The organism is Pseudomonas sp. HN2, from assembly GCF_020736465.1.
Lineage (GTDB): Bacteria > Pseudomonadota > Gammaproteobacteria > Pseudomonadales > Pseudomonadaceae > Aquipseudomonas > Aquipseudomonas moraviensis_A.
On sequence record NZ_CP085885.1, the window covers coordinates 5,262,791 to 5,281,785 of the forward strand.

16 protein-coding genes are annotated in these 18,995 nt (G+C 61.3%); 11 read left to right on the forward strand and 5 right to left on the reverse strand.

What is annotated here, in order from left to right; all coding sequences use genetic code 11:
- Positions 1-25: 25 nt before the first annotated feature.
- Together LIS66_RS23350 and LIS66_RS23355 are read right to left on the reverse strand one after the other, a co-directional pair.
- Entirely contained in the window at positions 26-1,675 is a 1,650-nt protein-coding gene (locus LIS66_RS23350; RefSeq protein WP_227973124.1) for an acyl-CoA dehydrogenase family protein, read from the reverse strand.
- Positions 1,676-1,770: 95 nt separating this feature from the next.
- Positions 1,771-4,122 (reverse strand): hybrid sensor histidine kinase/response regulator, encoded by a 2,352-nt coding sequence (locus LIS66_RS23355; protein ID WP_227973125.1) that lies wholly within the window; start codon positions 4,120-4,122, stop codon positions 1,771-1,773.
- Positions 4,123-4,562: 440 nt separating this feature from the next.
- Between LIS66_RS23355 and LIS66_RS23360 the strand changes: the two genes are divergently transcribed.
- The 4 genes from LIS66_RS23360 to LIS66_RS23375 all read left to right on the forward strand — a co-directional run bounded on the left by LIS66_RS23360 (position 4,563) and on the right by LIS66_RS23375 (position 8,080).
- Complete coding sequence (locus LIS66_RS23360; RefSeq protein WP_042610662.1) at positions 4,563-5,360, forward strand: hydroxymethylpyrimidine/phosphomethylpyrimidine kinase; 798 nt, start codon at positions 4,563-4,565, stop codon at positions 5,358-5,360.
- A gap of 18 nt (positions 5,361-5,378) precedes the next feature.
- Entirely contained in the window at positions 5,379-6,002 is a 624-nt protein-coding gene (gene thiE / locus LIS66_RS23365; RefSeq protein ID WP_227973126.1) for a thiamine phosphate synthase, read from the forward strand.
- Positions 6,003-6,017: 15 nt separating this feature from the next.
- Positions 6,018-7,301 (forward strand): glutamate-1-semialdehyde 2,1-aminomutase, encoded by a 1,284-nt coding sequence (gene hemL, locus LIS66_RS23370; protein ID WP_042610565.1) that lies wholly within the window; start codon positions 6,018-6,020, stop codon positions 7,299-7,301.
- Between the two features lie 224 nt (positions 7,302-7,525).
- Entirely contained in the window at positions 7,526-8,080 is a 555-nt protein-coding gene (locus tag LIS66_RS23375; protein WP_042610566.1) for a tetratricopeptide repeat protein, read from the forward strand.
- Between the two features lie 166 nt (positions 8,081-8,246).
- On the opposite strand, the gene LIS66_RS23380 is transcribed toward LIS66_RS23375, so the two are convergent.
- Entirely contained in the window at positions 8,247-8,576 is a 330-nt protein-coding gene (locus tag LIS66_RS23380; RefSeq protein WP_016773045.1) for a DUF1820 family protein, read from the reverse strand.
- Positions 8,577-8,708: 132 nt separating this feature from the next.
- On the opposite strand from LIS66_RS23380, the gene miaB reads away from it, so the two are divergent.
- From miaB to lnt, 5 genes are all read left to right on the forward strand, one after another.
- Entirely contained in the window at positions 8,709-10,037 is a 1,329-nt protein-coding gene (miaB, locus tag LIS66_RS23385) for a tRNA (N6-isopentenyl adenosine(37)-C2)-methylthiotransferase MiaB (protein WP_064364064.1), read from the forward strand.
- Between the two features lie 214 nt (positions 10,038-10,251).
- Positions 10,252-11,250, forward strand: a complete 999-nt coding sequence (locus tag LIS66_RS23390) for a PhoH family protein (RefSeq protein ID WP_042610568.1) — start codon at positions 10,252-10,254, stop codon at positions 11,248-11,250.
- Entirely contained in the window at positions 11,243-11,737 is a 495-nt protein-coding gene (ybeY, locus tag LIS66_RS23395; protein WP_064364063.1) for an rRNA maturation RNase YbeY, read from the forward strand. Before LIS66_RS23390 ends, ybeY begins: the two co-directional genes overlap by 8 nt.
- Positions 11,738-11,742: 5 nt before the next feature.
- On the forward strand, positions 11,743-12,582 hold the full coding sequence (locus tag LIS66_RS23400; protein WP_227973127.1) for an HlyC/CorC family transporter: 840 nt from the start codon (positions 11,743-11,745) through the stop codon (positions 12,580-12,582).
- Between the two features lie 8 nt (positions 12,583-12,590).
- Positions 12,591-14,114: an apolipoprotein N-acyltransferase gene (lnt, locus tag LIS66_RS23405; protein ID WP_064364062.1), complete on the forward strand. Its 1,524-nt coding sequence runs from the start codon at positions 12,591-12,593 to the stop codon at positions 14,112-14,114.
- Between the two features lie 90 nt (positions 14,115-14,204).
- Here lnt and LIS66_RS23410 read toward each other — a convergent pair whose 3' ends face one another.
- Both LIS66_RS23410 and LIS66_RS23415 read right to left on the reverse strand, forming a co-directional pair.
- The gene (locus tag LIS66_RS23410; RefSeq protein WP_227973128.1) at positions 14,205-14,984 is read right to left on the reverse strand and encodes a YdcF family protein; all 780 of its coding nucleotides are present in this window, start codon (positions 14,982-14,984) and stop codon (positions 14,205-14,207) included.
- A 103-nt stretch (positions 14,985-15,087) separates the two neighbouring features.
- Positions 15,088-15,411 (reverse strand): hypothetical protein, encoded by a 324-nt coding sequence (locus tag LIS66_RS23415; protein ID WP_024014441.1) that lies wholly within the window; start codon positions 15,409-15,411, stop codon positions 15,088-15,090.
- A 254-nt stretch (positions 15,412-15,665) separates the two neighbouring features.
- Between LIS66_RS23415 and leuS the strand changes: the two genes are divergently transcribed.
- On the forward strand, positions 15,666-18,272 hold the full coding sequence (leuS, locus tag LIS66_RS23420) for a leucine--tRNA ligase (RefSeq protein WP_227973129.1): 2,607 nt from the start codon (positions 15,666-15,668) through the stop codon (positions 18,270-18,272).
- A gap of 88 nt (positions 18,273-18,360) precedes the next feature.
- On the forward strand, positions 18,361-18,966 hold the full coding sequence (gene lptE, locus LIS66_RS23425; protein WP_042610574.1) for an LPS assembly lipoprotein LptE: 606 nt from the start codon (positions 18,361-18,363) through the stop codon (positions 18,964-18,966).
- Positions 18,967-18,995: the final 29 nt, after the last annotated feature.

An 18,995-nucleotide genomic window follows, 5' to 3' on the forward strand; every position in this document is an offset into this window, starting at 1 on the left:
TCACTCCTACAAGGGTTTCGTGGGGTCAGAAAAGCTGTGGAGTCGAGCGGGCGACGATGGCTTCGACGTCCAGCCCACGGGGCAATGCGCCGTAGACGCGGCCTCCACCGCTCAGGCGACTGGCAATGAAGGCATCGCTGACGGTTGAATTCCCCGCCTCCAACAAAAGCTTGGCCTGCAACCCAAGCGCGATGTCTTCGGTCAACTGCCGCGCCCGGTACTGAATATCACCGGTATCCTTGAATTCCGCCTGCAACTGCTGGATATGCGCAGCCAGACGCTTGTCGCCATGGCCGTCGCCCAGTTCGCTGAACAGCACGTCGAGCACGCCCGGCTCTTTCGACAAAGCGCGCAGTACGTCCAGACACTGCACGTTCCCCGAACCTTCCCACGTCGAATTCACCGGCGCTTCGCGGTACAAGCGCGGCAGGATGCTGTCTTCGACGTAGCCGGCGCCGCCCATGCATTCGGCGGCTTCGTTGATCATCCCCGGCGCGCGTTTGCAGATCCAGTATTTGCCCACCGCCGTCACCAGCCGCGCGAACTGCGCTTCGTGGCGATCATTCAGGTTGTCCAGCGCCCTGCCCATGCGCAGACTCAGGGCCAGCGCGGCTTCGCTTTCCAGCGCCAGATCCGCCAGCACGTTTTGCATCAGCGACTGCTCGCTGAGCAATTTGCCGCCAACCTTGCGATGAGCGCAGTGATGGCTGGCCTGGGTCAGCGCCTGGCGCATCAGCGAACTGGAACCGACCATGCAATCGAAACGGGTCATCGCCACCATCTCGATAATGGTCGGCACGCCGCGCCCTTCTTCGCCGACCATCCACGCCAGTGCGCCACGAAATTCCACTTCGCTGGAGGCGTTGGACTGGTTGCCAAGTTTGTTTTTCAGACGCTGGATGTAGAACTGATTGCGCGTGTCGTCCGGGCGATGACGAGGGAGGAGGAAGCAGCTCAAACCCTTGTCGGTCTGCGCCAGCGTGAGGAAGGCATCGCACATCGGCGCCGAACAGAACCACTTGTGGCCGACCAGTTCGTACGCCTGCCCCGGGCCGCTGGCACCGACCGGATAAGCCTTGGTGGTATTGGCGCGAACGTCGGTGCCGCCCTGCTTCTCGGTCATCGCCATGCCGATGGTGACGCCGGCCTTGTGCGCCATGCCGACATTACGCGGATCGTATTCGGTGGCGAGGACTTTGGGCAGCCACTGTTCAGCCAGGTCCGGCTGCAAGCGCAGGGCCGGCACGCTGGCGAAGGTCATGGTCAACGGGCACCCACTGCCCGCTTCAGCCTGGCTGTGCAGATAGGTCATCGACGCGCGGGCGACATGGGCGCCGTCCTGCGGGTGCGCCCAGGGCAGCGAGGTCAGGCCATGTTCGATCGCGGTACGCATGAGTTCGTGATAAGCCGGATGAAACTCGACCAGATCAATGCGGTGACCGTAGCGATCATGGCTGGCAAATACCGGTTTGTTCTGGTTGGCGAGAAATCCCGCCTCCATCAAAGGCCCGCCCGCCAGTGCGCCATAGGCATCGATCCGCGACTCGGCCCAACCAGCGCCGAAACGCCGCGACCACTCCTGCAGCGGCAGATCGATGCGGTACAGGTTGGTGCCTTCCAGCGACGGTGGCTGGTTGGTGACTTCATGGGTTTCGGCGAACTGATGCAAGTTCATGACGGTGCTCCTTGTTCAGCAATGGCACCAGTTAAGCACTGGTGCTTTTTTGAACAAAGTGTCATACGCGCCGTTTTTGCGGCGCTTTTACCCCCTCAACAGCTGAGCACGCGGCGCTGCAACGCAGCCTGCAGATCCTCGAATTTCACCGGTTTGGGCAGATAGTCGATGGCCGCGCCCGGGGTGCAGTGTTCGCGGTCAGCGGTCAACGCCAGCATGAATACCGGCAGGTGCGCACAGCCCGGCAGCGCATGGATCTGGCAGCACAACGAGGCGCCTTCATGGCTGGGCAATTGGCAATCGATCAACACCGCATCGAAGCTTTCCCGTTGCAGGCAGTCCAGCGCGGCGGCGCCGTTGTCAGCGCTGCGCACGCGGAAACCGAGCTTGAGCAACATGCCGCGCATCACCAGTTGATTGACGTTGTTGTCATCCACCAGCAGCACCGTGCAATCCTGCGGCGCACGAATGCAATCGCGGGGCGGCTGATCCGCAGGAGCTTCGATAACCGGCAGCTCGAATTCGACATCGAGCTGGAAACGGCTACCGCGTCCGGGCTCGGAGCGGTGGGTGAGTTTGCCGTCGAGCAATTCGACCAGTTGCCGACAGATCGCCAGCCCCACCCCCAGGCCGCCGTATTCGCGAGTCATCGAACCGTCGAGCTGGAAGAAGCGCTGATACAGGGTCGCCTCGCCGAGATCGGTGAAACCGATGCCGGTGTCGATCACCGCGAACGACAGCGCCATGCGGTTATCCATCGAAGGCCGCCCGGTGACGCGTAGCGCAAGGCCGCCGACACGGGTGAACTTGATGGCGTTGTCCAACAGGCATTCCAGGCACTGCGCCAGTTTCGCGCTGTCGCCAAGCAAGCGATCCGGCAGGATCGGCAGCACGTCGACCTTGAAGTCCAGCGACTTGCCCGCCGCATTTCCCTCGAACTGCACGCGCAGCGCTTCGACCACTGCGCGCAGGCTGAAACTGCCCGGCGTGGCCTTGAGCTTGCCGGCCTGCAATTCAGTCAGGGTGAGGATGCCATTGACCATGCGCATCATGTCGCGGGCGGATCCGGCGGCAGTCTGCTGGTACTGCTCCAGTTCGGGATCGAGGTCGACGGTCTGCATCAGCTCCAGCGAACCGATCACCCCGTTCATCGGCGTGCGCAGTTCATGGGTCAGGGTGGCGAGGAATTCATCCTTGAGCTTGTTGCTGTGGGCCAGTTGCTGGTTGAGCACCTCGAGCTTCTGCCCGGCGTCGTACAAGGTCTGGGCCTGTTGTTCGCGCATGGCGTTGATGCGATCGGCCAGCGCCAGCGACAGCAGCGCGACCTCGATCGCCGAGCCGATCTGGCTGGCGTACATGGTCAGGAACACGTTGGGCAGCAGGCCCAGCACCATCAGCGTATTGACGATGCCGCCGAGCAGGAATGCCGACCAGGCGATGATGAAATAACGCGCCACGCGCAGGCCGCGCCACCAGGCAAGAATCCCGGCGGCGAAGATCACCACGGTGAAGGTCAGCGCCAGTGTGGTCGCCAGGCGCAGGGCCAGGGCGTAACTGGTCATCAGCGACAGACCGACCACCATTGCACTGAAGGCAATCAGACCGATCAGCAAACGATCCAGCCAAGGGCTGTGGGTTTTGGTCTGCAGGAAACTGCGGGCGAACTGGCTGCCGAACAGTCCGGCGCATCCAATGAAGAACGGCGTCGCAGCGTTGGCCCACCACGGGTTGTCCGGCCAGAAATATTCGACCGCTGCACCGTTTACCGACAACTGATAAAGGCCGAACGAGCCGATATAGAAGATGTAATAGAGATAACTGGTGTCGCGCACGCTCAGGTAGATGAACAGGTTGTAGACCAGCATCCCCAGCAGCACGCCATAAATAATGCCGAGCACATACAGGCGCACCGGTTGGTCTTCCAGGTACGCGGTACTTGACCACAACGTTACCGGCGCCTGGATCGAGCCTTCGCTGGCCAGTCGCAGATACAGCGTCTGTTGTTGGTTCGGTTTGAACGGCAGGTCGAACAGGTAATTGTTCTGGCGGATCTCGCGGCTGGCGAAAGGCAAGGCATCGCCGGTCTGGCGCACCAGTCGGTATGCACCGCTGGCGTCGGGCAAATAAAGATCGAGGTGATCGAGCGGCGGATACGCCAGCTCCAGCAGCCAGGTGCGCTGGGCGGCCGGATTGCTCGGACGATAATGCAGATCGATCTTCAGCCAGAACGCCGAACGCGAGTAACCGGCATTGAGCGTGGCTTTATCGTGGGTTTTGAACTGGCCGGCGGCATCTTGCGCACGGACGTCGGCAATCGTCGCCTGACCGCTCGGGTCTTCGAACACTTGCAGCGATCGGCCCAGCGGCAGGCTCTGGGTGAATTCGTCGAATTCGACAGCGCTCGCCATGAGGGGCAAGCAGAACAGCAACATCAGCAAATAGCGCATTGAAGCCCCAGCGTGGCTCGTCCGGTTGTGTCAGGAAGCCCCCCCATTCCCTTTGAGTAGACGTAAAACCGGTATTACCTGTGATTGTTTGGATCCAGCCTAGCATAGCCGTTGATGGCCATTGAGCACCATGGAAATTTTTCCTACAACGGCTCTAGAACGGGCGTTCCAGAGCAAAGCAGCGGCCTAGAGCTGTTGCATTGGTCAGGAAGATCAATGCGATCCGCTTTTGTGGCGAGGGAGCTCGCTCCCGCTCGGCTGCGCAGCAGTCGTAAAACCTGTAAATGCGCTGCGCCTGGATAAATGCAGGGGGCTGCATCGCAACCCAGCGGGAGCAAGCTCCCTCGCCACAATGGTAGCTGCAGTGTTGTCCGACAATCTGCTCGCAAACGCAGTCAGGAGGAACCCGCAAATCAGCTTTGGTGGTAAGCTCGCGCACCATGAATATCTACAGCTCCCGCCCCGTTGTCCTCTGTCTCTCCGGCCACGACCCCAGTGGTGGCGCCGGCTTGCAGGCAGATATCGAAGCCCTGCTCGCGCAGGGTTGCCATGCGGCTCCGGCCGTCACCGCCCTGACCGTGCAAGACACCGTCAACGTCACTGACTTTCGCGTTCTCGACCGTGAGTGGGTGCTGGCCCAGGCCAATGCCGTGCTCAACGACTCCGAAGTCGCGGCGGTGAAACTGGGCATGCTCGGTTCGCTGGAAATGGTCGACACCATCGTCGAGCTGCTCTCGGCGCACCCGCACTTGCCGGTGGTCTGCGACCCGGTGCTGCGAGCCGGTGGCGGCGGACGCCTGGGCAAGGACGAGGTCGGCTACGCGATGCGCGAGCGTCTGCTGCCGCTGTCGATCATTGCCACGCCCAATCTTCCTGAAGCGCGGATCCTCGCCGAATTGCCTGACGGCACTGCCGACGAATGCGCAGAAAAACTCCTGCCGTTCGTCAAGAACCTGCTGATCACCGGCGGCCACGGCGACGAAACGGAGATCCACAACCGCGTGTACAGCCGCGACGGTCTGCGCGAAACCTTTATCTGCCAGCGCCTGCCGGGCAGCTATCACGGCTCCGGTTGCACGCTGGCCAGCGCCCTCGCCGGTCGACTGGCCCAGGGCGAACACTTGGCCAGTGCCGTGCGCACTGCGCTGGATTACACCTGGCGGACCCTGCGCGACGCCGAACAACTGGGCAAAGGCCAGTTCGTGCCGCGCCGTCTGCCGCTGGATTTCTGCTCGTAACGTCGTGAGGTCTGCCCGATGAAACTCCGTGGCCTGTATGCCATCACCGACAGCCAGTTGCTGGCCGGCAAGTTTCTGTCTTACGTGGAGGCGGCGCTGGAAGGCGGCGTCACCCTGCTGCAATACCGCGACAAGAGCAGCGACGAGGCCCGCCGTCTGCGCGAGGCCGAAGCGCTGCGCAATCTGTGCGAACGCTACAAGACTCAGCTGATCATCAACGACGACGCCGAACTGGCCGCGCGCCTCAACGTCGGCGTGCATCTCGGCCAGACCGACGGCCCGCTTTCGCCGACCCGCGCCCTGCTCGGCTCGAAAGCCATCATCGGTTCGACCTGCCACGGGCAGATCGCCCTGGCCGAACAAGCCGCCAAAGAAGGCGCGAGTTACGTCGCCTTCGGCCGCTTCTTCAATTCCACCACCAAACCCGGTGCGCCGAGTTGCAGCCTCGACCTGCTCGACGAAGCCAAACGCAAGCTGCACTTGCCGATCTGCGCGATTGGCGGCATCACCCTCGATAACGCCGCGCCGCTGGTCGAGCATGGTGTCGATCTGCTCGCCGTGGTCCATGGCCTGTTCGGTGCTGACAGCAGTGCTGAAGTGACCCGCCGCACCCGTGCCTTCAACGAACTTCTGAAAATCTGATTTGAGAGCCCGATCATGTCTCGTTCCGAAACCCTGTTTGCCAATGCTCAGAAACACATTCCCGGTGGCGTCAACTCGCCGGTTCGCGCGTTCAAGAGCGTCGGCGGCACCCCGCTGTTCTTCAAACACGCCGAAGGCGCTTACGTCACCGACGAAGACGACAAGCGTTATGTGGATTATGTTGGGTCGTGGGGTCCGATGATCCTTGGCCACAGCCATCCGGACGTGCTCGATGCGGTGCGCAATCAGCTGCAACACGGCCTATCCTATGGCGCGCCGACCTCGATGGAAACCGAGATGGCCGATCTGGTCTGCTCGCTGGTGCCGTCGATGGACATGGTGCGCATGGTCAGCTCCGGCACCGAAGCGACCATGAGTGCGATTCGTCTGGCCCGTGGTTTCACCGGCCGCGACAGCATCATCAAGTTCGAAGGCTGCTACCACGGCCACTCCGACAGCCTGCTGGTCAAGGCCGGTTCCGGCGCACTGACCCAGGGCGTACCGAGCTCGGCCGGCGTGCCGGCAGCGTTCGCCAAACACACCCTGACCCTGCCGTTCAACGACATCGATGCGGTTGAGGCGATGCTCGCCGAAGTGGGTGAGGAGGTGGCGTGCATCATCGTTGAGCCGGTGGCTGGCAACATGAACTGCGTGCCGCCAGCGCCGGGCTTTCTCGAAGGCCTGCGTTCGCTGTGCGACAAGCACGGCGTGGTGCTGATCTTCGACGAAGTGATGACCGGTTTCCGCGTCGCCCTCGGCGGTGCCCAGGCGCACTACGGCGTGACGCCGGACCTGACCACCTTCGGCAAGATCATCGGCGGCGGCATGCCGGTGGGCTGCTTCGGCGGCAAGCGCGAGATCATGCAGCGCATCGCCCCGCTGGGGCCGGTGTATCAGGCAGGTACGCTGTCGGGTAATCCGCTGGCGATGGCGGCCGGCCTGACGACTCTGCGTTTGATCAGCCGCCCGGGTTTCCACGCCGAATTGACCGACTACACCACGCGCCTGCTCGATGGCCTGCAAGAACGCGCCGATGCTGCGGGCATTCCGTTCGTGACCACTCAGGCCGGCGGCATGTTTGGCCTGTATTTCAGTGGGGCCGACGACATCGTCACTTTCGACGACGTGATGGCCAGCGACGCGGCCCTGTTCGGTCGCTTCTTCCACCTGATGCTGGAAGGTGGCGTGTACCTGGCGCCGAGTGCGTTCGAAGCCGGTTTCACCTCGATCGCCCATGGCGAAGCCGAGTTGCAACTGACGCTGGACGCTGCCGAGCGCGCCTTCGCCGCATTGAAATAATCGCCACACCGCTGACGTTGGCTATGGCCAGCGTCAGCTTTCACCTACATAGCCTCGGTTTTTCCGACGTGCCTGCGCAAATCCTGCCCGAATCGGGCGATATATTCCCCACGCAGCAGAAAAACGAGTAAAGACTTTGTAAGGTTGGCCCTGCTTATTTCATAATGCGCGCTTATTGGATCCCTCGACGGGTCCGCGTGCCCTTCAGAGGTAAGTCGATTCCCATGAACCGCACCGGCCGCACCCTTGCATTGGGCTGCCTGTTGCTCCTTCAGCCCCTGCTCGCGCATGCACAAGCAGGCGGCAACTCGTTGTTGATCCCGGCGATGGGTCGTTGCACCCTCAATACTCAGCCGCAAGACGTCACGCAGGCATTGGCCGCCTGCCAGAAAGCGGCGGATGAAGGGGATGCGCAAGCGCAGTACGAGTTGGGTGAGTTCTACTACGACGGCAAGAACGCGACGCGCGACCTCAATCAAGCCCTGAGCTATTTCGAAAAGGCCTCGTTGCAAGGCCACGCTCAGGCGCAATTCAAGCTCGGCAGCATGTTTTTCCATGGTGAAGGCGTGCAGGCCAACAATATCCAGGCGTACATCGTGCTGAAGATGGCGGCGGTCAACGGTGCCGAAGAGGCATTGGACACGGCCGACGAAGTCTCGGAAAAGATGTCCCGCGAAGATCTGGAAACCGCCACTCAGGTGCTCGGACAGATTTTCCGCAAATACCTCATGGAACTGCAGAGCGCCGATGGGCGTACGCCATTTTCACCTCTTCCGTAAGCCCCCTGTGGCGAGGGAGCTTGCTCCCGCCGGGGTGCGAAGCAGCCCTAAACCCTGCAATCCCGATCTGGCTGACACAATGCATTTTCTGGTCTGACGACTGCTGCGCAGCCGCACGGGAGCAAGCTCCCTCGCCACAACATCATTCCAGCTTTGAATCTGTTTTTTACTTCTCAGGCATCGGCATCGGAAACGGCATGACATTGCCGACCGCGCCGCGGGCTTCGCTGATTTTCGGCGTGCCCAGACGTTCCACTTCGTCGATGCGCACAATCGAATGCATCGGCACAAAGCTGCGCACCACGCCTTCGAATTGCGCCTTGAGCTTTTCTTCGCTCGGATCGACGACCATCTGCGTGCGCTCGCCAAAGACGAATTCTTCAACTTCCAGGAAACCCCACAGATCACTTTGATAGATCTGCTTGGCGTACATTTCGAACACCTGGCCCTGGTTGAGGAAAATCACCTTGTAGATTGGAGCTTCGCGTTTGGTCATGGCGGGCGGATAACATCGGGGTAAAAATGAGGGCGCGAACTATAGCATAGCCACCGGACGCACAGCGGTAGGAACCTGACGGCTTGTTCCCTATAATGCGCGGTTCTTTGAATCACGTGACGACCCGAATCCATGGCCAAGAAGCTATACATCGAAACCCACGGTTGCCAGATGAACGAGTACGACAGCTCGCGCATGGTCGATCTACTGGGCGAACATCAGGCCCTGGAAGTCACCGCCCGCGCGGAAGACGCCGACGTGATTCTGCTCAACACCTGCTCGATCCGTGAGCGCGCGCAGGATCGCGTGTACTCGCAGCTCGGCCGCTGGCGCGAACTGAAGCTGGCCAACCCGGACATGGTCATCGCCGTCGGCGGTTGCGTGGCCAGTCAGGAAGGTGCGGCGATCCGCGATCGCGCTCCGTATGTTGACGTGGTGTTCGGCCCCCAGACCCTGCACCGTCTGCCCGAGATGATCGACGCCGCGCGCAGCAGCAAGCTGCCGCAGGTTGACGTCTCGTTCCCGGAAATCGAAAAATTCGACCACCTGCCCGAGCCACGCATCGACGGCCCGAGTGCCTATGTGTCGGTCATGGAGGGCTGCAGCAAGTACTGCACGTTCTGCGTGGTGCCGTACACCCGTGGTGAAGAGGTCAGCCGGCCGTTCGATGACGTGATCGCGGAAATCATTCACCTTGCCGAAAACGGCGTGCGCGAAGTGACCTTGCTGGGGCAGAACGTCAACGGCTATCGCGGCTCGACTCACGACGGTCGCCTGGCCGATCTGGCTGAGCTGATTCGTGTGGTCGCCGCTGTCGATGGCATCGACCGCATCCGCTACACCACGTCACATCCGCTGGAGTTCTCCGACAGCCTGATCCAGGCCCACGCCGAAGTGCCGGAACTGGTCAAGCACCTGCACTTGCCGGTGCAGTCGGGCTCGGACCGGATCCTCGCGGCGATGAAGCGCAACCACACGGCGCTGGAGTACAAATCCAAGCTGCGCAAACTGCGCGCGGCCGTTCCGGGAATCTGCATCAGTTCGGACTTCATCGTCGGCTTCCCCGGCGAGACCGAAAAAGACTTCGAACAGACCATGAAACTGATTGCCGATGTCGGCTTCGATTTCTCCTACTCGTTCGTCTACAGCCAGCGCCCGGGCACGCCCGCCGCTGATCTGGCCGATGACACCCCGGAAGAATTGAAAAAAGAACGTCTGAATGCGCTGCAACATCGCTTGAATCAGCAAGGCTTCGAGATCAGCCGACAAATGGTCGGTTCGATCCAGCGCATTCTGGTGACCGATTATTCGAAGAAAGACCCGGGCGAGCTGCAAGGCCGTACCGAGAATAATCGTATCGTCAACTTCCGCTGCGACAATCCGACCCTGATCGGCCAGTTCGCCGACGTGCACATCGATGCGGCGCAACCGCACTCGCTGCGCGGCTCTTTAATTCAATAACGCCGCATTTCTCCTGTGGGAGCGAGCCTGCTCGCGAAGGCGGTCTGTCAGACACATCAATGTTGAATGTGTCGCCGCCTTCGCGAGCAGGCTCGCTCCCACAGGTAAAGCGCAGCGGCGCTGATCGGCTGAGATATTTAAGAGCTTTCGCACCCACGCCACTGGCGTTATCCTTGATTTCATCCTAATTGCCCCAGGGCGGCTAAATACGACCTTGAACGCACCCATCGAACCACATCGTTTTCTCCTCGAGCCTTTTGAGGCTCGCCGCTTCGCCAATCTGTGCGGGCAATTCGACGAGCATTTGCGCTTGATCGAGCAGCGCCTGGCCATCGAGATCCGCAATCGCGGAAACCAGTTCGAGCTGATTGGCGACCCCAAACTCACCACGTCTGCGGAAAACCTGCTGCGCCGCCTGTACCGGGAAACCAAGGGTACCGAGCTGTCGCCAGACCTGGTGCACCTGTTCATCCAGGAATCGGCCGGCGCGGATCTCGACAATCCAGCCCCCGCCGAACCGACCGTCGCCCTGCGTACGAAAAAAGGCATGATTCGCCCACGCGGCTTGAATCAGCAGCGCTACGTGAAGGAAATCCTCGGCAACGACATCAACTTCGGCATCGGCCCGGCCGGTACCGGCAAGACCTATCTGGCCGTGGCCTGCGCGGTTGATGCACTGGAACGCGAGCAGATCCGCCGCATCCTGCTGGTGCGTCCGGCGGTCGAAGCGGGTGAAAAACTCGGCTTCCTGCCCGGCGACCTGTCGCAGAAGATCGACCCGTACCTGCGCCCGCTGTATGACGCACTGTACGAAATGCTCGGCTTCGAATACGTCGCCAAGCTGATCGAAAAACAAGTGATCGAAGTTGCGCCGCTGGCGTACATGCGCGGTCGCACGCTGAACAACAGCTTCATCATTCTCGACGAAAGCCAGAACACCACCGTCGAGCAGATGAAGATGTTCCTCACGCGCATCGGCTTTGGCTCCACCGCCGTGATCACCGGCGACATCACCCAGGTCGACCTGCCGCGCGGCACCAAATCCGGCCTGCACCATGTGATCGAAGTGCTGAAAGACGTGCCCGGCATCAGCTTCACCCACTTCCAGCCCAAAGACGTCGTGCGCCACCCGTTGGTGCAGCGGATTGTCGAGGCCTACGAGCGCTTCGAGACCCGTGCCGAAGCCGCGAAGGAAGCCTCGCGCGATGCTTGAGCTGGATCTGCAAATCGCCACCGAGGCCAGCGCGCCCAGTGAAGCCGAGTTCCGCCAGTGGTGCGAACTGGCCCTGCGTCAGCGCACCGCTGATTCGGAAATGACCATTCGTCTGGTCGACGAGCAAGAGGGCCGCGAGCTCAACCACACCTGGCGCCACAAGGATTACGCGACCAATGTGTTGTCGTTCCCGGCGGAAGTGCCTGACGAGTTTCTCGACATCCCGCTGCTCGGCGACCTGGTGATCTGCGTGGCCGTGGTCGAACGCGAAGCCGCCGAGCAGGGCAAGGAACTAAAGGCCCACTGGGCACATCTGGTCATTCACGGCTGCTTGCATCTGCTGGGTTACGACCATATAGATGACGACGAAGCCGAGGAAATGGAAGCACTGGAACGCGAGTTGCTTGCCGAACTGGGCTATCGCGATCCGTACGCGGACGACGAAACCGAACACTCCCCCATCGTTACAACAAAGGATTCAGAGTAATCGCTATGAGCGAAGATCGATCGAGCAACGGGCAGAAGTCATGGCTGGGTAAATTGACCCAGGCTTTTGCCCACGAGCCGAAGAACCGCCAGGAGCTCCTCGAGCTGCTGCGCGACGCACATCAGAACAAACTGCTGGACAGCGAAGCGCTGGCCATCGTTGAAGGCGCCATTCAGGTGGCTGACTTGCAAGTGCGCGACATCATGGTGCCGCGCTCGCAAGTGATCAGCATCAAGGCGACCCAGACACCCCGCGAATTTCTCCCGGCCGTGGTCGACTCGGCCCACTCGCGCTATCCGGTCATCGGCGAAAGCCATGACGACGTGATGGGCGTGCTGCTGGTCAAGGATCTGCTGCCGTTGATCTTCAAAGAGAACGGCGACAGCTTCAACATCAAGGATCTGCTGCGCCCGGCCACGTTTGTACCGGAGTCCAAGCGTCTGAACGTGTTGCTGCGTGAATTCCGCGCCAACCACAACCACATGGCCATCGTCATCGACGAGTACGGCGGCGTGGCCGGTCTGGTGACCATCGAAGACGTGCTCGAACAGATCGTTGGCGATATCGAGGACGAGCACGACGTCGAGGAAGACAGCTACATCAAGCCGCTGCCCAGCGGTGATTTCCTGATCAAGGCGCTGACGCCGATCGAGAACTTCAACGAGTTTTTCGACAGCGAATTCTCCGACGACGAATTCGACACCGTCGGCGGTCTGGTGATGAGCGCGTTCGGCCACTTGCCAAAACGCAACGAAATCACTGAAATCGGCCCCTATCGTTTCCGCATCCTGAACGCCGACAGCCGTCGGATTCATTTGCTGCGTCTGACACCTATTGCTCGCTAAGGACTGAAATGCGCTGGACTACCCGCCCCGGCTGGCCCGGTAACCTGCTGGCCGTGGCGGCCGGTGCAATCACCACTTTCGCTCTCGCCCCGTTCAACATCTGGCCGCTGGCGTTGCTGGCGGTCGGTCTGTTCTATGCCGGTTTGCGTGAGCTGAGCCCTCGTCAGGCGCTGGGTCGTGGCTGGTGCTTCGGCTTCGGCCTGTTTGGCGCCGGCACCAGCTGGATCTATTACAGCATTCACCATTTTGGCGGCGCTTCGGTATTGCTTGCCGGGTTCCTGATGCTGCTGTTCACAGCGGCGATTGCCTGGTTCTTCGCCTTGCCCGCCTGGCTGTGGGCGCGCTGGTTGCGCCGTAACGAGGCGCCGCTGGCGGATGCCCTGGCTTTTGCTGCGCTGTGGGTCGGGCAGGAAGCGTTTCGCGGCTGGTTCCTCACCGGTTTCCCGTGGCTTTACTCCGGTTACAGTCAGCTCGACGGCCCGCTGGCCGGGCTCGCGCCGGTGGGCGGTATGTGGCTGGTGTCGTTTGTGCTGGCACTGACGGCAGCACTGATCTACAACGCGCCGCGCTTGTTGCAGGCGCGGCGCAAGGGTTTTATCGCTGCCGGCCTGGTACTTCTGCTGGGCCCCTGGATAGCGGGCGTCGCCCTCAAAGGCCACGCCTGGACCAGCCCGTCCGGCGCACCGCTGACGGTGGCTGCGATTCAGGGCAACGTCGCGCAAAGCATGAAATGGGACCCGGCCGAGCTCAACGCACAACTGGCGCTGTACCGCGACTTGAGTTTCCGTTCCAAACCGGTCGACCTGCTGATCTGGCCGGAAACCGCCGTGCCGGTGTTGAAGGAGTCCGCCGAGGGCTACCTGACGATGATGGGCAGCTTCGCCGCCGAGCGTAAATCGGCGCTGATCACCGGCGTCCCGATCCGCCAGACCGTGCATAAAGAGAGACGCTTCTTCAACGGCATCACCGTGGTCGGCGAAGGCGACGGCACTTATCTGAAGCAGAAACTGGTGCCGTTCGGCGAATACGTGCCGTTGCAGGATGTGTTGCGCGGTTTGATCGCGTTCTTCGACCTGCCCATGTCGGACTTCGCTCGCGGCCCTTCCGATCAGGCGCTGTTGCAGGCCAAGGGTTACCAGATCGCACCGTTCATCTGCTACGAAGTGGTCTATCCGGAATTCGCCGCCGGGCTATCGGCACGCAGCGATCTGCTCCTGACGATCAGCAATGACACCTGGTTCGGCACTTCCATCGGGCCGCTGCAACATCTGCAAATGGCGCAGATGCGCGCACTGGAAGCCGGACGCTGGATGATCCGCGCGACCAACAACGGCGTTACCGGCCTGATCAACCCGTTCGGGCAGATCACCGAGCAGATTCCGCAGTTCGAACAGGGCGTGCTGTACGGCGAAGTGGTGCCGATGCATAACCTGACGCCTTATCTGCAATGGCGTTCGTGGCCGTTGATTGTGCTGTGCCTGCTGCTGTTTGGCTGGGCGCTGATGGCGAACCGGATGTCGAAAACCCTTTAAAAGCTTCGCGAGCAGGCTCGCTCCCACAGTTGGAATGCATTTCAATGTGGGAGCGAGCCTGCTCGCGAAGAGGGCATTAGCAGCAGCGAGTCAATCGTGGTTGGCTTCACCTCGGTAAAACAGCGAATACCCCACCTGCCCCACCGCCTCATTGAGCAACTGCCCGCTCTGCCAGATCGACTTGAACTCCGGCAGCCAGCCACCGAAAGGCCGGGCGTTATCGGTGCCAAGGAAACCCACCGGCGCTGGCACTACTTCGAATCCCGCCTGTTGAAAACTCCACACCGCGCGCGGCATATGCCACGCCTGTGTCACCACGACGACCCGCTTGATCCCCTGCGGCAAGAGAATATCCGCCGTGAACCGCGCGTTTTCCCATGTGGTGCGGCTCTCGCCTTCCTGCCAGCGCACGCTCACGTCGAAGTCATCACGCAACGAATCCGCCATCAATTTCGCCTCGGTCGGTGGCGTGCCGTAATGCAGGCCGCCGCTGGTCAGGATCGGCAAGCCCGAGGCCTTGGCCAGGCGCGCTGCGTAACGCTGACGCTCGAGACCGACGCCGGTTGGCTGGTCTTCGCCCCAGGCGAGATCACCGCGCTCACGTCCCGAGCCCAACACCACAATAGCTTCGGCGCGTTGCCCAAGCGTCGCCCATTCCTGCCGGGCCAGCGGCGGCTCGCGCTCCAATGCCTTGGCGCTCCATTGCACCACGACCGGCAGGCTCATCAGCCACAGGCCGCCAAAGCCAAGGGCAAAACACACGCCAGCCAGACGCGGTCGCGAGCGGCGCAGCCACCAGGCGGACAGCAACAGCAGCAAGAGAATGCCGGGCGGCAATAAAAGTTGTTTGATGAAATATCGAAAGGGCATCGGGCATCTCCAAAGATGCCCGAAGCCTAAGAGTGTTAATCAAGGGTTACAACCAATAGGCGGGATCCTGTTGCAAAAGATCCGTTCCCGACCTGCCATGCGCTTACTTGGCCTGCACAGAGCGAACCTTGCCGGTGTCTCTGCGCGGCGCCTTGTCCTTGAGCCAGATGACCTTGGCCGAATGTGCTGCATCGAGCTGCTTCACTGCTTGAGACAGGCATCCCTGCGTTTCACGTTCACTGCGATCCAGATAGGCCTTGACCAGTTTGAACTCGGCGGGGCTCAAGCCACGCAATTCCAGTTCCAGGGGGCGCTCGTCGCGCAGCCGGTCAGCGGTTTTCACGGCGTCCAACGCCATGCCCAGACGATCGATCAACCTTTCGTACAACTCGGGTTTCGTTACGTTTTTTTTCCGTTGCTCCACCATCCCTCACCTCATTGAAGATAAGACTCACTCCCCAGTTAGAGCTTAGCTTCGCTGCACGAACCGGCTACACGCCGCGACCAACGGCCCTCGCCACGCAACCCTCTGGCAAACAGCTGTAATCAGGGTTTCCCTCGGCCAAGCGCGGTCATGTATGCTACGGCGCTTCCTGTCATTCCACTTCCAGCGCACTCGGGCGATCCCGAATGCAGCCGTCGAAGCGGATTAGGCCACCCCTATCCAGTACAAAAGTAGCCATGCACGAACAATATCAGCCACGTGAGATCGAAGCCGCCGCCCAGTCGTTCTGGGATGAGCAAAAGTCCTTTGAAGTCAGTGAACAGCCAGGCAAGGAAACCTACTACTGCCTGTCGATGTTCCCGTACCCCAGCGGCAAGCTGCACATGGGCCACGTGCGCAACTACACCATCGGCGACGTGATTTCGCGCTACCAGCGCATGCAAGGCAAGAATGTTCTGCAGCCAATGGGTTGGGATGCGTTCGGCATGCCGGCGGAAAACGCCGCGATGAAGAACAACGTGGCGCCCGCCAAGTGGACCTACGAAAACATCGCCTACATGAAGTCGCAGCTGCGCAGCCTCGGCCTCGCGGTCGACTGGTCCCGTGAAGTGACCACCTGCAAGCCGGACTACTACCGCTGGGAACAATGGCTGTTCACTCGCCTGTTCGAAAAAGGCGTGATCTACCGCAAGAACGGCACCGTGAACTGGGACCCGGTCGACCAGACCGTGCTGGCCAACGAGCAAGTCATCGACGGACGCGGCTGGCGCTCCGGCGCGCTGATCGAAAAGCGCGAAATCCCGATGTACTACTTCAAGATCACTGCCTATGCGGACGAGCTGCTGGAAAGCCTCGACGAACTGACTGGCTGGCCGGAACAGGTCAAGACCATGCAGCGCAACTGGATCGGCAAGTCCCGCGGCATGGAAGTGCAGTTTCCGTACAACGTCGACTCGATCGGCGAAGCCGGCACCCTGAAAGTCTTCACCACCCGTCCGGACACCCTGATGGGCGCGACCTACGTCGCCGTGGCGGCCGAGCACCCGCTGGCGACCCTTGCCGCGCAAAACAACCCTGAGCTGCAAGCGTTCATCGCTGAATGCAAGGGCGGCAGCGTCGCTGAAGCCGACGTCGCCACCCAGGAAAAGAAAGGCCTGCCGACCGGCCTGTTCGTCGAGCACCCGCTGACCGGTGAAAAACTGCCGGTGTGGGTCGCCAACTACGTGCTGATGCACTACGGCGACGGCGCAGTCATGGCGGTCCCGGCGCACGACGAGCGCGATTTCGAATTCGCCCACAAGTACAATCTGCCGGTGAAATCGGTGGTGCGCACCAGCTCCGGTGACACCAACCCGGCGCCGTGGCAAGACGCCTATGGCGAGCACGGCACGCTGATCAACTCCGGTGAGTTCGACGGCCTCGACTTCGCTGGCGCGTTCGACGCCATGGAAGTGGCCCTGATCAAGAAAGAGCTGGGCGCCTCGCGCACCCAGTTCCGCCTGCACGACTGGGGCATCAGCCGCCAGCGCTACTGGGGCTGCCCGATCCCGATCATCCACTGCGCTGCGTGCGGTGACGTACCGGTGCCGGAAGATCAACTGCCGGTCGTATTGCCTGAAGACGTGGTGCCGGACGGCGCCGGTTCGCCGCTGGCGCGCATGCCCGAGTTCTACGAGTGCACTTGCCCGAAATGCGGCGAGCCTGCCAAGCGTGAAACCGACACCATGGACACCTTCGTCGAGTCGTCGTGGTACTACGCCCGTTACGCCTCGCCGCACTTCGAGGGTGGTCTGGTCGAGAAATCCGCCGCCGATCACTGGCTGCCGGTGGATCAGTACATCGGTGGCATCGAACACGCCATTCTTCACCTGCTCTATGCGCGCTTCTTCCACAAGCTGATGCGCGATGAAGGTCTGGTCAGCTCCAACGAGCCGTTCAAGAACCTGCTGACCCAAGGCATGGTGATCGCCGAAACCTACTATCGTCGCGAAGCCAACGGCGCCTACACCTGGTTCAACCCGGCCGACGTCGAACTCGAACGCGACAGCAAAGCCAAGGTCATCAGCGCCAGGCTGAAATCCGACGGCCTGCCGGTGGAAATCGGCGGCACCGAGAAGATGGCCAAGTCGAAGAACAACGGCGTCGACCCGCAGTCGATGATCGACCAGTTCGGTGCCGACACTTGCCGCCTGTTCATGATGTTCGCCTCGCCGCCCGACATGAGTGCGGAATGGTCGGACTCCGGCGTTGAAGGCTCGCACCGCTTCCTCAAGCGTGTCTGGCGTCTGGCGCAAGCCCACGTCACCCAAGGCTTGCCGGGCAAGCTTGAGGTTGGCGCTCTGAGCGACGAGCAGAAATCCGTGCGTCGCGCGATCCACCTGGCGATCAAGCAGGCCAGCCATGACGTCGGCCAGAACCACAAATTCAACACCGCCATCGCGCAAGTCATGACGCTGATGAACGTGCTGGAAAAAGCCGCCCAAGGCACCGAACAGGATCGCGCGCTGCTGCACGAAGGTCTCGAAGCGGTCACTTTGCTGCTGGCGCCGATCACTCCGCATATCAGCCATGAACTGTGGAAACAGTTGGGTCACGCCGATGCGGTGATCGATGCCGGCTGGCCGGCGGTGGACGAAAGCGCTCTGGTGCAGGACAACCTGACTCTGGTCATTCAGGTCAACGGTAAACTGCGCGGCCAGATCGAAATGCCGGCCAGCGCCACCCGCGAGGAAATCGAAGCCGCCGCGCGCGTCAACGAGAACGTGCTGCGGTTCGTCGACGGCCTGACCATTCGCAAAGTGATTGTGGTGCCGGGCAAACTGGTCAACATCGTCGCCAGCTAAATTGGATCGGGTGTCGGGTTCGCCTGGCACCCAGTAAAACCTTTCGGGCCGCAGAGTCGGCTCACCTGGTTTCAAGGGGAGCAACACAATGATCAAACGCAATCTGCTGGTGATGGGCCTCGCCGTTCTGCTGAGCGCCTGCGGTTTCCAGTTGCGTGGTACCGGCACCAACGAACTGTCGATCAAGGAACTCGACCTGAGCGCGCGCAACGCCTACGGCGAAACCGTGACGCAACTGCGTCAGGTGCTTGAGTCCAGTGGCGTCAAGATCTACAGCGGCGCGCCGTACAAGCTGTTTCTGGCTGACGAGCAGGAAAGCCAGCGCATCCTCAGCTACGCCGGTGCCGGTCGTACAGGCGAATATCAGGTCAGCACAGTGCTGAGCTACGATATCCGCGGCGAGAAGAACCTGTCGCTGCTCAGCGACAAGCTCGAAGTGCAGAAAGTCTTCATTCATGACGGCAACAACCTCGTCGGTTCCGATCAGGAAGCCAACGATGCCCGTCGCGAAATCCGCCGCGAACTGGTACAGCGCATGATGCTGCGCCTGCAACAGCTGACTCCGGGGCAATTGCAGCAACTGCAGCAAGCCGCCAATGACCGCGCCAAGGCCGAAGCCGACGCGCTGGAAGCGGCACAAAAGGCTGAAGCGGAAACTCCGCGTCAGTCGCCGCTCGAAATCCCGCAGCAGTAAGACGGCCGGGGCGCTCAGGCGCCCCGCTC